The 13,041-nt window shown below is 74.5% G+C and carries 11 protein-coding genes and 1 pseudogene; 9 read left to right on the top strand and 3 right to left on the bottom strand.

The window, feature by feature from the left end:
• Positions 1-4: 4 nt before the first annotated feature.
• From ACP4J0_RS25735 to ACP4J0_RS25725, 3 genes are all read left to right on the top strand, one after another.
• Complete coding sequence (locus tag ACP4J0_RS25735; RefSeq protein WP_426601105.1) at positions 5-1,009, top strand: N-acetylmuramoyl-L-alanine amidase; 1,005 nt, start codon at positions 5-7, stop codon at positions 1,007-1,009.
• Between the two features lie 164 nt (positions 1,010-1,173).
• A complete protein-coding gene (locus ACP4J0_RS25730) occupies positions 1,174-2,046 on the top strand; it encodes a hypothetical protein (RefSeq protein ID WP_426601104.1) in 873 nt (290 codons plus the stop codon).
• Between the two features lie 103 nt (positions 2,047-2,149).
• Complete coding sequence (locus ACP4J0_RS25725; protein ID WP_100046606.1) at positions 2,150-2,443, top strand: hypothetical protein; 294 nt, start codon at positions 2,150-2,152, stop codon at positions 2,441-2,443.
• Positions 2,444-2,468: 25 nt separating this feature from the next.
• Here the strand turns inward: ACP4J0_RS25725 and ACP4J0_RS25720 are convergent, their stop codons facing one another.
• The 3 genes from ACP4J0_RS25720 to ACP4J0_RS25710 are packed head-to-tail and all read right to left on the bottom strand — an operon-like array spanning position 2,469 to position 5,664.
• The gene (locus tag ACP4J0_RS25720) at positions 2,469-3,539 is read right to left on the bottom strand and encodes a prenyltransferase (RefSeq protein WP_426601103.1); all 1,071 of its coding nucleotides are present in this window, start codon (positions 3,537-3,539) and stop codon (positions 2,469-2,471) included.
• The gene (locus tag ACP4J0_RS25715; RefSeq protein ID WP_426601102.1) at positions 3,536-4,270 is read right to left on the bottom strand and encodes a class I SAM-dependent methyltransferase; all 735 of its coding nucleotides are present in this window, start codon (positions 4,268-4,270) and stop codon (positions 3,536-3,538) included. Before ACP4J0_RS25715 ends, ACP4J0_RS25720 begins: the two co-directional genes overlap by 4 nt.
• Entirely contained in the window at positions 4,264-5,664 is a 1,401-nt protein-coding gene (locus ACP4J0_RS25710) for a glycosyltransferase family 4 protein (protein WP_426601101.1), read from the bottom strand. The genes ACP4J0_RS25715 and ACP4J0_RS25710 overlap by 7 nt, the downstream gene beginning before the upstream one ends.
• A 181-nt stretch (positions 5,665-5,845) precedes the next feature.
• On the opposite strand from ACP4J0_RS25710, the pseudogene ACP4J0_RS25705 reads away from it, so the two are divergent.
• From ACP4J0_RS25705 to ACP4J0_RS25680, 6 genes and pseudogenes are all read left to right on the top strand, one after another.
• Positions 5,846-6,541 (top strand): annotated as a pseudogene (locus ACP4J0_RS25705) (TetR family transcriptional regulator); the annotation flags it as partial.
• A 492-nt stretch (positions 6,542-7,033) separates the two neighbouring features.
• Positions 7,034-8,293 carry a prenyltransferase/squalene oxidase repeat-containing protein gene (locus tag ACP4J0_RS25700; RefSeq protein WP_426601100.1) on the top strand — a complete coding sequence of 420 codons (1,260 nt, stop codon included), beginning with the start codon at positions 7,034-7,036 and terminating at the stop codon, positions 8,291-8,293.
• Entirely contained in the window at positions 8,290-8,961 is a 672-nt protein-coding gene (locus tag ACP4J0_RS25695; RefSeq protein WP_426601099.1) for an SCO2322 family protein, read from the top strand. Before ACP4J0_RS25700 ends, ACP4J0_RS25695 begins: the two co-directional genes overlap by 4 nt.
• A gap of 79 nt (positions 8,962-9,040) precedes the next feature.
• The gene (locus ACP4J0_RS25690; RefSeq protein WP_426601178.1) at positions 9,041-10,177 is read left to right on the top strand and encodes a CbiQ family ECF transporter T component; all 1,137 of its coding nucleotides are present in this window, start codon (positions 9,041-9,043) and stop codon (positions 10,175-10,177) included.
• On the top strand, positions 10,174-11,859 hold the full coding sequence (locus tag ACP4J0_RS25685) for an ABC transporter ATP-binding protein (RefSeq protein ID WP_426601097.1): 1,686 nt from the start codon (positions 10,174-10,176) through the stop codon (positions 11,857-11,859). The genes ACP4J0_RS25690 and ACP4J0_RS25685 overlap by 4 nt, the downstream gene beginning before the upstream one ends.
• Complete coding sequence (locus ACP4J0_RS25680; RefSeq protein WP_426601096.1) at positions 11,856-12,710, top strand: ECF transporter S component; 855 nt, start codon at positions 11,856-11,858, stop codon at positions 12,708-12,710. The genes ACP4J0_RS25685 and ACP4J0_RS25680 overlap by 4 nt, the downstream gene beginning before the upstream one ends.
• Positions 12,711-13,041: the final 331 nt, after the last annotated feature.

The following is a 13,041-nucleotide window of genomic DNA, read 5'->3' as shown; positions in this document are numbered from 1 at the left end:
CTGCGTGTCGTACACAGGCCCGGACTTCGATCCTCCCCAGCCCCGCCGTTCCCCGCTGCGCCGCCCGCTGACCGTGGCGATCGCGGCGCTCGTGCCCGGGGCGCTGCTCGGGTGGGGGGTGTACGCGGCGGTCGGCGGCCCGGACGACGGGGGCGAAGGCGGCGCGGACCGCGCGGGCAGCGTGCGGACGTCGTCCCCGGCGCCTTCCTCCAGTGGTCCCGCCGGCCCCGCGTCACCCACCGCCGACGCCAAGTCGCCCGCGGGCAGCTCCCCGTCGGCGACGGCGGCCGGGCCCTCCCCCTCGGACTCGGCGTCCGCGCCCGCCGCGGCCTCCGGCCCCCTCAAGGGCAAGGTCGTCGTCATCGACCCGGGGCACAACCCCGGCAACTTCCAGCACACTGCCGAGATCAACCGCAAGGTGAACGTCGGCACGCACTGGAAGGAGTGCGACACGACGGGCACGGCCACCAACGCGGGCTGGCCCGAGGCGAAGTTCACCCTCGACGTGGCCCACCGGCTGCGCACGCTCCTGGAGGAGCAGGGCGCCACGGTGAAGCTGACGCAGGACGCCGACCGTCCGTACGGGCCCTGCGTGGACGAGCGGGCCCGGATCGGCAACGAGGCGGAGGCGGACGCCGCGGTCTCGATCCACGCCGACGGGTCGGGGGCCGGCAACCGCGGCTTCCACGTCATCCTGCCGGGCCCCGTGCACGACGGCGCCGCCGACACCCGCGCCATCATCGCCCCGTCCGCCGAACTCGGCCAACGCATCGCGGGCAACTTCGTCCGCACCACGGGCAGCGCGCCCTCCAACTACGTCGGTGGCGGCACCGGTCTCGTCACGCGCACGGACCTGGGCGGTCTCAATCTGTCAACGGTTCCCAAGGTGTTCATCGAGTGCGGCAACATGCGCGACAGCAAGGACGCGGCCCTGCTGACCAGCGGGGCCTGGCGGCAGAAGGCGGCGCAAGGGATGTCTGAGGGAATCGTGAGTTTCCTGCGCGGGTAGCGATCAGCGCGCTCATCCCTGCGGACAGCTCCGACGTACGGACGATAGTGTCATCCGTACGATGAGGGGCCACCCCCGCGCTTCACACCGGAACCCGAACCTGACGGCGGCACGGTGACAGCGACGCCTCTACCGACGACGAGACGACCTACGAAGGACCTGAAGTGAATATCCGCTCCCTCACTCGAGGCGACGGCGTGGTGATCGGAGCAGCGGTGTTGCTGTTCATCGCGTCGTTCCTCGACATCTACTCGATCGACGGTGCCCCGGACGACGCCGACATTCCCAGCCTGTGGGGCAGTGGGGCGGTCGTGCTCGGTGTCGTCCTCGCGGGCATCATCGGCACCGCACTCGTCATCGTGGCCCGCACTCTGCCGCAGCCCAAGAAGGTGGCGGGCCTCGACCTCGGTCAGTTCGGCGTCGCGTTCACGGTCTTCGCCGCCTGGTCCGCGCTCGGCAACATCTTCGACCCGGCGGGCGCCTTCGACGGCGACGGTGGCATCACCGACGAGTTCGGCGCCGGCACGGGCCTGATCCTCGCCCTCGTCGCCACGCTGGTCATGGCCGTCGCGGCCGTCGCCACCCCGCTGGTCCCCGCCCTCAAGGGCTCCCTGATCCCGGCCGCCCGTCCGGCCGCGCCGCAGCCCTACGGCGGCCAGCCGCAGGGTGGTTACGGCTACCCGGGCGCGCAGCAGCCGCCGTACGGCGGGCAGCCGGGCCAGCCCGGCCCCGGACAGCCGGGTCAGCCGGGTCAGCCGGGTCAGTCCTTCGGCGGCCAGCCGCAGCCGGGCCAGCCGCACGCCCCGCAGCCGGCGCAGGCGCAGCCGGCCCCGGCCGCGGACTTCTCGCCGTTCTGGTTCGCCGTGCCGGTGCCGCGTCCGCTGTTCGCGGAGGACGGCTCCCCCACGCCGATCGCCGAGCTGGCGCCGGGCACCTGGTACCTGGCCGTCGAGCAGCGCGGCGCGAACCTGGTCGCCCAGACGCAGGACGGCCGCCGCGGCGTGCTGCAGGACACCTCGGGCATCCAGCGCGGCTGACCGCGCCCACCCACCCGTTCCACGTCAACGGCCCCTCGCCCACCGGTACTTCCGGGCGAGGGGCCGTAGGTTTGAAACGGACGTCCGGGGCCAGTCGGAAGACATGTCCCCTCGAAGTCGCAGTGGCTCCAACTCCGCCGGGACGGCCGTCGCGGTGATCGCGGACATCATGGCCGTCATCCTCGGACTGTGGATCCTGATGTACCTGTTGGACGCCAACCGGGCCAACGACCTGGTGCGGTTCGTCCATGACGCGGCCAACTGGCTGGCCGGCTGGTCACGGGACCTCTTCACCTTCGACGAGGCCTGGGCCCGCGTGGTCGCCGGCTACGGACTGGCCGCGGTCGTCTACCTCTTCGTCGGCCACGCCGTCGCCAACCGCCTGCACCGCCACTGAGCCGGACGCGGACCCGGCCCGGCGGTCAGACGCAGCAGTCCGGGTCCAGGCCCCGCGGCAGGCGGTCGCCGGAGAAGACCTGGCAGGTCGCCTCGTGGCCGCCGAGTGCGGCGACGGCGAGGAGCAGGGAGCCGGCCGTCCAGGTGGTCAGTTCGCGCGGCCAGACCGCCTCGTCCTCGAAGACGTAGCCCGTCCAGTACAGGCCGCTGTCGGGGTCGCGCAGGTGCTGGATCGACTGGAGGATCTCCAGGGCGTGGTCGGACTCGCCCACCGCCCACAGGGCGAGCGCGAGTTCGGCCGACTCGCCGCCCGTGACCCACGGGTTGGGGACGACGCAGCGCACGCCGAGGCCCGGGACCACGAAGCGGTCCCAGCTCTCCGCGATGCGGGACCTGGCCTCGGTGCCGGTCAGCGCGCCGCCCAGCACCGGGTAGTACCAGTCCATCGAGTAGCGGTCCTTGTCCAGGAACCGCTCCGGGTGGCGGCGGATGGCGTGCCTGAGCGCGCCCGCCGCCAACTCCCAGTCGGGCTGGGGTTCTTCGCGCTGCTCGGCGATGGCGAGGGCGCAGCGCAGCGCGTGATGGACGGAGGAGCTGCCGGTCAGCAGCGCGTCGGTGGTGTCCGTGCCGTCGTCGTCGCGGCGCCAGCCGATCTGCCCGCCGGGCTGCTGGAGGCGCAGCACGAACTCGACCGCCGCGTGGACGACGGGCCACATCCGGTCGAGGAACGTGTCGTCGCCGGTGGCGAGGTGGTGGTGCCAGACGCCGACGGCGACGTAGGCGACGAAGTTGGTCTCCCGGCCGCGGTCGGTGACGTCGGCGAAGTCGCCGTCGGCGTAGGCCGCGTACCAGGATCCGTCCGGGTTCTGGTGCCGGGCCAGCCACTCGTACGCCCGCCCGGCGGCCTCGTGCTCACCGGCCGCGTCGAGGGCCATCGCCGCCTCGATGTGGTCCCAGGGGTCGAGGTGGTGCCCGCGGAACCACGGGATCGCGCCGTCCTCCCGCTGCTCGGCGAGGATGCCGCGGACGGTCGCGGCGGCCTCGGCGTCGGTGAGGACGCCGGGCAGGACGAGGTGTTCGGTGCGGGGCGTGGTCACGCGGCGTCCACCGGCGGCAGGTGCGGCTTGGTGGCGTACGCCACGAAGCTCTTGCCGATCAGCGGGTTCAGCGCCTGCTCGGCGACGCGTGTCGCCAGTGGCTTCTTCATGATGTCCCAGACGAGCAGCTTGTGGTACGCGCGCACCGGCAGCGCCTTGTCGTTGTCGACGCCGAAGGCGCACTTCAGCCACCAGTACGGCGAGTGCAGCGCGTGCGCGTGGTGGGTGCCGTAGGGCTTGAGCCCGGCCTCGCGGATGCGGGCGAGGAGCTGGTCGGCCTTGTAGATGCGGATGTGGCCGCCCTCGACCTCGTGGTAGGCGTCGGACAGCGTCCAGCAGACCTTCTCGGGGCCGTAGCGCGGCACGGTGACCGCGATCCGTCCGCCGGGCTTGAGGACGCGGACCATCTCGGCGAGGACGCCCTTGTCGTCGTGGATGTGCTCCATCACCTCGGAGATGATGACGACGTCGAAGGACTCGTCCGGGAAGGGCAGTGCGAGCGCGTCGCCCTCCATGGCGGTGGCGGTGGCGCCGGCCGGGGCCTCGCCGGCCTCGTCCATCGCCGCGAACCACTTGGCGACCTCGCGGATTTCCTCGGCGTTCCGGTCCAGGGCGACGACCCGGGCGCCGCGCCGGTAGCACTCGAACGCGTGCCGGCCGGCGCCGCAGCCGAGGTCCAGGACGCGGTCGCCCGGGGCGAGCGGGAACCGGGAGAAGTCGACGGTCAGCACGTGGCCCTGCTTTCGGGGTAGACACCGGTGTCACTGGTCGCGCTCGTCGGGGTCGCGGGGGCGGCCCTCGGGGTGGTCGCGGAGGGGCCGATGGCCTCGCGGTAGCGGGCGGCCGTGCCCTCGGCGGCGCGGGCCCAGGTGAAGTGCCGCAGGACGCGTTCGCGTCCGGCCGCGCCGAGCCGGGCGCGCAGTTCGCGGTCGCCGAGCAGCCGGTTCAGCCCGGCGGCCAGCGCGCCCGCGTCCCCCGGCGGCACCGCGAGGCAGGTCTCCCCGTCGGGTCCGGCGACCTCGGGGACGGCTCCTCCGGTGGTGGCGAGCAGCGCGGTGCCGGTCGCCATGGCCTCGGCGGCCGGCAGCGAGAACCCCTCGTACAGCGACGGCACGCACGCGACCTCGGCGGAGCGCACGAGGCCGACCAGTTCGGCGTCCGAGATGCCCTTGACGAACTCGACGGCGCCTTCGAGGCCGTACCGCTCGATCGCCTGCGCGACGGGTCCTTCGGCGGGCCGCTTGCCGACGACGACGAGGTGGGCCCGGGGGTGCTCGGTGCGTGCCTTCGCCAGCGCCTCGACGAGGAAGACGAGGCCCTTGAGCGGCACGTCCGCGCTGGACGTCGTCACGATCCGGCCCGGTATGCGCGGCACCGAGGGGTCGGGCGAGAACAGGTCGGTGTCGGCGCCGATGTGGACGACGTGGATGCGGTCGTCCCGTACGCCGAGGTGGTCGACGATCTCCTGGCGGGAGGTGCCGGAGACGGTGAGCACGGAGGGCAGGCGGCGCGCCACGCGCTTCTGCATGCGGGTGAACGCGTACCAGCGGCGCACGGAGTACCGGCGCTTGAAGCCCTCGGCGGCGTCGAGTTCGAGCCGCCGGTCGACGGTGATGGGGTGGTGGATGGTGGTGACGAGGGGGGCGCCGACGTCGCCCAGCAGCCCGTAGCCGAGGGTCTGGTTGTCGTGGACGACGTCGAAGTCCCCGCGGCGGGCGCGCAGGTGGCGGCGGGCGCGCAGGGAGAACGTCAGCGGCTCGGGGAAGCCGCCGGTCCACATCGTGCCGACCTCCAGCGCGTCGACCCAGTCGCGGTACTCGTCGCGCTTCGGGGTGCGGAAGGGGTCGGGCTGGCGGTAGAGGTCGAGGCTGGGGAGCTCGGTGAGGGACAGCCGGTCCCCGAGGCCGTGGTCCGGGCCGTCGTCGAGGACGGGGTAGGGCTGGGCTCCGATCACCTCGACCCGGTGGCCGAGGCGGGCCAGTTCGCGCGAGAGGTGGCGGACGTAGACGCCCTGGCCGCCGCAGAACGGGTTTCCCTTGTAGGTGAGGAGTGCGATGCGGAGCGGTCGCATGCCGTCGGCGGCGGGCTCCGGACGGGGACCCGTCTGACTGGCCTCGGCGGTCACCCTGGGCCCCCTTCTCACTGCGCTGTCCCGCGACACTATGCCGGGACGTTAATCTAGAACAAGTTTCAGACTTGATCGTCCGGAGGCTCCGAATCTACCGGCAGGTAAGGAAGCTGTGACGAGTGGATCAGGTGATTCACGCCACGGCCCGGCACTGTGCGGACACCGTGCCGGGCCGGGCATGGGGGAGAAGGTGACCAAGGTGGACAACCCGGAAGCGGACAATCCGGAAGCGGAAGCCGCCCGTACGTCCGGGTCCGCGCGTCCCGCCGCCGCCCCGTCCCTGACCGCACGGCAGCGGGAGCGCCGCCGCCGCATCCTGCACGCGACCGCCCGGCTGGCCTGCCGGGGCGGCTTCGAGGCGGTACAGATGCGCGAGGTCGCGGAGTCGTCGCAGGTCGCCCTGGGCACGCTGTACCGCTACTTCCCGTCCAAGGTCCATCTGCTGGTCGCGACCATGCAGGACCAGCTGGAACAGTTGCACGGGACGCTGCGCAAGAGCCCGCCGGCCGGTGAGACGGCGGCGGACCGGGTGGCGCAGACCCTGATGCGGGCCTTCGGCGCGCTCCAGCGCGAACCCCGGCTGGCCGAGGCGATGGCCCGCGCGCTGACCTTCGCCGACCGGAGTGTCTCCCCGGAGGTCGACCAGGTCTCCCGCCGGACCACGGCGATCATCCTGGACGCGATGGGCGGCCTGGCCAATCCCACCCCCGAACAGCTCTCCGCGGTCCGCGTCGTCGAGCACACCTGGCTCTCGACGCTGATCACCTGGCTCTCCGGCCGCGCGTCCATCGCCCAGGTGAGGGTGGACATCGAGACGGTGTGCCGGCTGATCGACGTGACGGGAGCGGGGGTGCCCGCTGCGGCGGGGGCCGGGGAGCGCGACGCGGCGGGGGCCGGGGAGCGCGATGTGGCCGGGGCCGGGAAGCCCGACGCGGCCGAGGCCAGGAAGCCCGACGCGGCCGAGGCCAGGAAGCCCGACGCGGCCGAGGCCAGGAAGCCCGACGCGGCCGAGGCCGGGAAGCCCGACGCGGCCGAGGCCGGGAAGCCCGACGCGGCGGGCGCGGGGAAGCGTGGGCGGCCGCACGGGTCCGGGCCGGTTGCCTCCGGGTAAGGTGGCCGCGTCGTCATCACACCCGTACGGGGGGAAGCCGGTGCAATTCCGGCGCTGACCCGCAACCGTGAGCCGCCCGCCGAGGCCGTCGAGGCCGCCTTCCGGGGACGGTGAGCCGGACTGCCCCGCGCGGACGTGACCGGCTCACGTGCCCGGCACCCGCCGGCGCACGGGCACCGTCGAGGCATACGGGGCCGAGCCGCCGGGGGTGCCCCGTGCTGTCCGGCCCCGCACAGGGAAAGGCACCCGCCGCTCATGAACGTCCGCCGTCGCAGCAGCGCCGCGGCTCTGGCCGCCATAGCCGTGATCGGCGCCGCCGCCGCGCCCGCGGTCGCCGCCGATCCGTCGCCGTCACCGTCCACGTCGGCGTCCACGCCGTCCGGCCCGTCCGGACTGTACGGGTCCACCGACCCCCGGTTCGACGGCGTATGGCGCCAGTCCCTCGCGTTGCTCGCGCAGGACACGGCCGGTGTGGTCCCGTCGTCGCAGGCCGTGAAGTGGCTCACGGACCAGCAGTGTGACAACGGTGCCTTCGCCCCCTTCCGCGCCGACCCGGCCAAGGCCTGCGACGCCGGGACCATGGTCGACACCAACAGCACGGCCGCCGCCGTCCAGGCGCTGTGGGCCGTCGGCGGCCACGGTGACGCCGTCGAGTCCGCCCTGGCCTGGCTGAAGTCCGTGCAGAACAAGGACGGCGGCTGGGGCTACACCCCCGGCGGGCCCAGCGAGGCCAACTCCACCTCCGTCGTCATCGGCGCCCTGACCGCCACGGAGACCGACCCGGCGGGGGTCAAGAAGGACGGCAAGTCCCCGTACGACGCGCTGCTGGCCTCCGCCCTGCCCTGCGCCGAGGACGGCGGCGCCTTCGGGTACCCGGACCAGAAGGGCAAGCTGCTCGCCAACGCGGACGCGACGGCCGCCGGAGTCCTCGGCGCGCTCGGCAAGGGCCTGGTCACCGAGGCCGGCAAGAAGGCCGACGGCGCGACCTGCACCGACGCGGGCGAGCCCACCCGCGAGCAGGCCGCCGCGAACGGCGCCGCGTACCTCGCCGACGCCCTCGGCAAGGACGGTCACCTCAAGTCCGCCCTCGGCGGCTCCGCCGAGCAGCCCGACTACGGAAACACCGCCGACGCGGTCGTCGCGCTCGCCGCGCAGGGCGGCAAGGACACGGCGGCCGAGCCGCTGGCCTGGCTGGAGAAGAACGCCGCGAAGTGGGCCGAGCAGAGCGGCCCGGCCGCCTACGCCCAGCTGATCTTCGCCGCGCACGCCACGGGCACCGACCCGCGCGCCTTCGGTGGCACGGACCTGGTGGAGAAACTGAACGCGACGGGGCCGGCTCCGCAGGGGGCGGCGGCGAAGGACACCGTCACCACGAGCGACAAGGCCGCGGACGAGGACGAGAAGAAGGACGACTCCGGCTTCGGCGTCTGGTGGTTCGTCGGCGTCTGCCTGGTCGTCGGTATCGGCGTCGGCTTCCTGCTGAGCGGCCGCAACAAGAAGCAGCAGCAGCCGTGACCCGCCGCGTCGTCCTCCTCTTCCTGGCCGCGTTCCTGCTGACGGGGACCGCGGGCCAGGCGCAGGCCGCCGGTTACCGCTACTGGTCCTTCTGGGAGCGTGACGGCGACCGCTGGGTCTACGCCACCCAGGGCCCGTCCCTCGCCCGCCCCTCCGACGGCGACGTCCAGGGCTTCCGCTTCGCGGTGAGCGAGAACTCGGGCGACGCGGCGCAGCCCCGCGGCGCCGCGGACTTCGCGTCGATCTGCGCGAAGACACCGGCCGAGGACGGCAGCAAGCGCGTCGCCCTGGTCCTCGACTTCGGTACGGCCTCCGACGCCCCGTCCGGCGAGACCCCGCCGGCCCCGCGCACGGCCTGCGCCCGGGTCTCCCCGGACGCCACGACGGCCGACGCCCTGGCCGCCGTGGCGGACCCGCTCCGCTACGACACCAACGCCCTGCTGTGCGGCATCGCGGGCTACCCGCGGTCGGGGTGCGGTGAGCAGGTGTCGCAGAAGGAGGACGCGAACCCGCAGGAGGACTCGACGGCCACGGCTGCCCCGGACCGGGAGAGCGCGCAGGACGACAGCGGCCCGTCGGCCGGCCTCTACGCGGGCATCGCCCTCGTGGCAGCCCTGGCCGGAGCGGCGGCCTGGCAGGCGAGGCGGCGCAGGAATGCCACCGACTGACCCGGCGGGCCGGCCGGCTGCGGGCGATCGTGCCGCGCTGCCTGCGGGCGCGGGCGATCGTCCCGCCGGGGCGGCGCGCCTGCCCGCGGCCGGCACCCGGTCGGCATCGGCAGGCGCGGCCATCCCCCTCAGCCGGGGCCCCGCGCTCCACCCCGGTGCCTGGTGGCTCTGGGCGCTGGCCCTGGGCACGGCCGCCACCCGCACCACCAACCCCCTCCTCCTGGCCCTCCTCGTAGCCGTCTCCGCCTACGTCGTCATCGCCCGCCGCCCCCACGCCCCCTGGTCCCGTTCCTACGGCGCCTTCGTCAAGCTCGCCCTCGCCGTCCTCCTCGTCCGCCTCTTCTTCACCACGGTCTTCGGCTCCGCCATTCCCGGCACCCACACCGTCGTGACCCTCCCCGAGGTCCCCCTCCCCGACTGGGCGCAGGGCATCCGCCTGGGCGGCCGGGTCACCGCCGAGGGTCTCGCCTTCGCCCTGTACGAGGCGATGAAGCTGGCCACCCTCCTCGTCTGCGTCGGTGCCGCGAACGCCCTCGCCAACCCCTCCCGCCTCCTCAAGTCCCTCCCCGGCGCCCTGTACGAGATGGGCGTGGCCGTCGTCGTCGCCCTCACCTTCGCCCCGAACCTCATCGCCGACGTCCAGCGCCTGCGCGCCGCCCGCCGGCTGCGCGGTCGCCCCGACCACGGTGTACGGGGCCTGCTCCAGGTCGGGCTCCCGGTACTGGAGGGTGCCCTGGAGCGCTCCGTCGCCCTCGCCGCCGCGATGGACGCCCGCGGCTACGGCCGTACCGCCCGGGTCCCCGCACGTGTACGCCGTACCACCGCCGTCCTCACCCTGGGCGGCCTGCTCGGCGTCTGCGCGGGGACGTACGGGCTGCTGACCGCCGCGGGCGGCACGTACGGCGTCCCGGTGCTGCTGGTGGGGGTCGCCGCCGCCCTCGGGGGCCTGTGGCTCGGCGGCCGCCGTACCGTCCGTACCCGCTACCGCCCGGACCGCTGGGACGCCCGCGCCTGGCTGGTCACCGCCTCCGGCGTGGCGGTCGCGGCGCTGATGTTCCTCGCCGCCGCCCGTGACCCGGCGGCACTGCACCCGGGCGTGGTCCCGCTGGTCGCCCCGACCCTCCCGCTGTGGCCGGCGGCGGCCGTACTCGTCGGCCTGCTCCCGGCGTTCGTCACCCCCGCCCCTCACCCCGTACCCGTCAAGGAGCCGTCGTGATCCGCTTCGAGGATGTCTCCGTGACGTACGACGGGGCTGCCGGACCCACCGTCCGGGGCGTGGACTTCGAGGTGCCCGAAGGGGAACTCGTCCTGCTCGCCGGCCCGTCCGGCGTCGGCAAGTCCACCGTCCTCGGCGCGGTCAGCGGCCTGGTCCCGCACTTCACCGGCGGCACGCTGAGCGGCCGGGTCACGGTCGCCGGCCGCGACACCCGCACCCACAAGCCGCGCGAACTCGCCGACGTCGTCGGCACGGTCGGCCAGGACCCGCTGTCGCACTTCGTGACGGACACCGTCGAGGACGAGCTCGCGTACGGCATGGAGTCCCTCGGTCTGGCCCCGGACGTGATGCGCCGCCGCGTGGAGGAGACCCTGGACCTGCTGGGCCTGTCCGACCTCCGTTCGCGGCCCATCGCCACGCTCTCGGGCGGGCAGCAGCAGCGGGTCGCGATCGGGTCGGTCCTCACCCCGCACCCCGAGGTGCTGGTCCTGGACGAGCCGACGTCCGCGCTCGACCCCGCCGCGGCGGAGGAGGTCCTGGCGGTCCTCCAGCGCCTGGTCCACGACCTCGGCACGACGGTCCTGATGGCCGAGCACCGCCTGGAACGCGTCGTCCAGTACGCCGACCAGGTCGTCCTGCTCCCGTCCCCGGGTGCGGCACCGCTCCTCGGTCCCCCGGCGGAGGTGATGGCCGTGTCCCCGGTGTATCCGCCGGTGGTGGGACTGGGCAGGCTGGCGGGCTGGGCCCCGCTGCCGCTGACGGTCCGCGACGCCCGCCGCCGCGCGGCCCCGCTGCGGGACCGGCTGGCCGGCCGGGAGATACCGGAGCACACCCCACCGGCCGCCGCGCTGCCGGCACCCCCCGCGCTCCGGCCCCCCGCCTCCCGCCGGTGGCGGCGCGGGAAGCGGGCGGAAACGGCCGCCGCCTCCCCGTACGCCGCCGAGGTCCGTTCCCTCACCGTCCGCCGGGACCGGATCCACGCGCTGCGCGGCGTCGACCTGACCGTCTCCCCCGGCGAGACCGTCGCCCTGATGGGCCGCAACGGCGCCGGCAAGTCCACGCTGCTCTCCGCGCTCGTCGGCCTGGTCGAGCCGTCCGCCGGTTCCGTCCGCGCCGGTGACGCGGTGCCGCACCGCACGGCCCCCCGCGACCTCGTGCGCCGCGTCGGCCTGGTCCCGCAGGAGCCGCGCGACCTGCTGTACGCCGACACGGTCGCCGCCGAGTGCCAGGCCGCCGACCGGGACGCGGAGGCGGCGCCCGGCACCTGCCGCGCCCTGCTCACCGAACTCCTCCCGGGCGTCACCGACGACACCCACCCCCGCGACCTCTCCGAGGGCCAGCGCCTCACCCTCGCCCTCTCCGTCGTCCTGGCCGCCCGCCCGCCCCTCCTCCTCCTGGACGAGCCGACCCGCGGCCTGGACTACGCGGCGAAGGCCCGGCTGACCGGGATCCTGCGCGGGCTGGCCGCCGAGGGCCACGCGATCGTGCTGGCCACGCACGACGTGGAACTCGCCGCCGAGCTGGCCCACCGGGTCGTGCTGCTCGCCGAGGGCGAGGTGATCGCCGACGGTCCGGCGGCGGACGTGGTGGTGGCCTCCCCCTCCTTCGCACCGCAGGTGGCGAAGGTGCTGGCGCCGCGCAAATGGCTCACGGTCGCGCAGGTTCGGGAGGCGCTGGCATGACGGGGCCGTCCTCGTCGCGCGACCGTCAAGCCCGCGCCGTCCGCCTCGGCCCCCGCTCGGTCGCCGCCCTCGTGCTGGTCAGCGCGGTCGGTGTGGCGGGCTTCGGCTGGCCCTTCCTGGCCCCGCCGGACGCCTCCCTGAACGCGCACGCGCAGGACGCGCCGTGGCTGTTCGCGGGGCTGCTGGTGCTGCTGGTGGCCGTGGTGGCCGCGACGATCTCGGAGTCGGGCCTCGGCCCCAAGGCGGTGGCGATGCTGGGCGTCCTGGCGGCGGCGGGCGCGGCGCTGCGTCCGATCGGCGCGGGGACGGCCGGCCTGGAACCCATGTTCTTCCTCATGGTCCTCAGCGGCCGGGTCCTGGGCCCCGGCTTCGGCTTCGTCCTCGGCTCGGTCACGATGTTCGCGTCCGCGCTGCTCACGGGTGGGGTGGGGCCGTGGATGCCGTTCCAGATGCTGTCGATGGGCTGGTTCACGATGGGCGCGGGCCTGCTGCCCGGCCCCGACCGCCTGCGCGGCCGGGCGGAGCTGCTCATGCTGGCCGCGTACGGCTTCCTGGCCGCGTTCGCCTACGGCACGGTCATGAACCTCGCGGGCTGGACCTTCATGAACACGCTCGCCTCGAACATCGCCTTCGACCCTGACGCGTCGGTCCCCGACAACCTGGCCCGCTTCGTCGCCTACTGCCTGGCCACGTCCCTCGGCTGGGACACGGGCCGCGCCGCCGTGACGGTCGTGCTGACCCTCGCGCTCGGCACCCCGCTCCTCAAGGCCCTGCGCCGCGCCACCCGTCGGGCGGCCTTCGAGGCGCCGGTCACGTTCGAGAAGGCCGACGAGGTGGGCCGCCCCACATGACGCGGTTCACCTACGGAGCGGCTTCGTAGGGGAAGGCCGGCCGGCGGACGGACCGCGCGGCCCCGGCCGACCGCTCCCGCCCTCCCCGTACCGGAAGCGGCGGCCCCACGATCCCCGGGGCCGCCTTCGTGAATCCGAGCGGAAGCCTGCCGATTGCCGACCGGAGCGGCGGCCGCGCGCTACGGCCCCATCGGGAAACGTGAACAAAAGGAGGCAAGCGTCCTTCGTGCGCTCGGATGAGCGCGGTGAGGACAGTGAGGGGCGGAGTGTTCACGGGTGGGCGCGGGTGGGGCACCGGCGGGCGGCGGGCGGCGGGCGGCGGGCGGCGGGC

Source organism: Streptomyces sp. WG7 (assembly GCF_049975785.1).
Lineage (GTDB): Bacteria > Actinomycetota > Actinomycetes > Streptomycetales > Streptomycetaceae > Streptomyces.
Note: the sequence above shows the minus strand (reverse complement) of the source record. Positions and strands in the feature narration are given on the sequence as shown.

What these genes read in the sequence shown, in the direction of transcription:
- ACP4J0_RS25680 (WP_426601096.1), top strand. Translation starts at nt 11,856, where the DNA reads ATGACGGGGCCGTCCTCGTCGCGCGACCGTCAAGCCCGCGCCGTCCGC.
- ACP4J0_RS25725 (WP_100046606.1), top strand. Translation starts at nt 2,150, where the DNA reads ATGTCCCCTCGAAGTCGCAGTGGCTCCAACTCCGCCGGGACGGCCGTC.
- ACP4J0_RS25700 (WP_426601100.1), top strand. Translation starts at nt 7,034, where the DNA reads ATGAACGTCCGCCGTCGCAGCAGCGCCGCGGCTCTGGCCGCCATAGCC.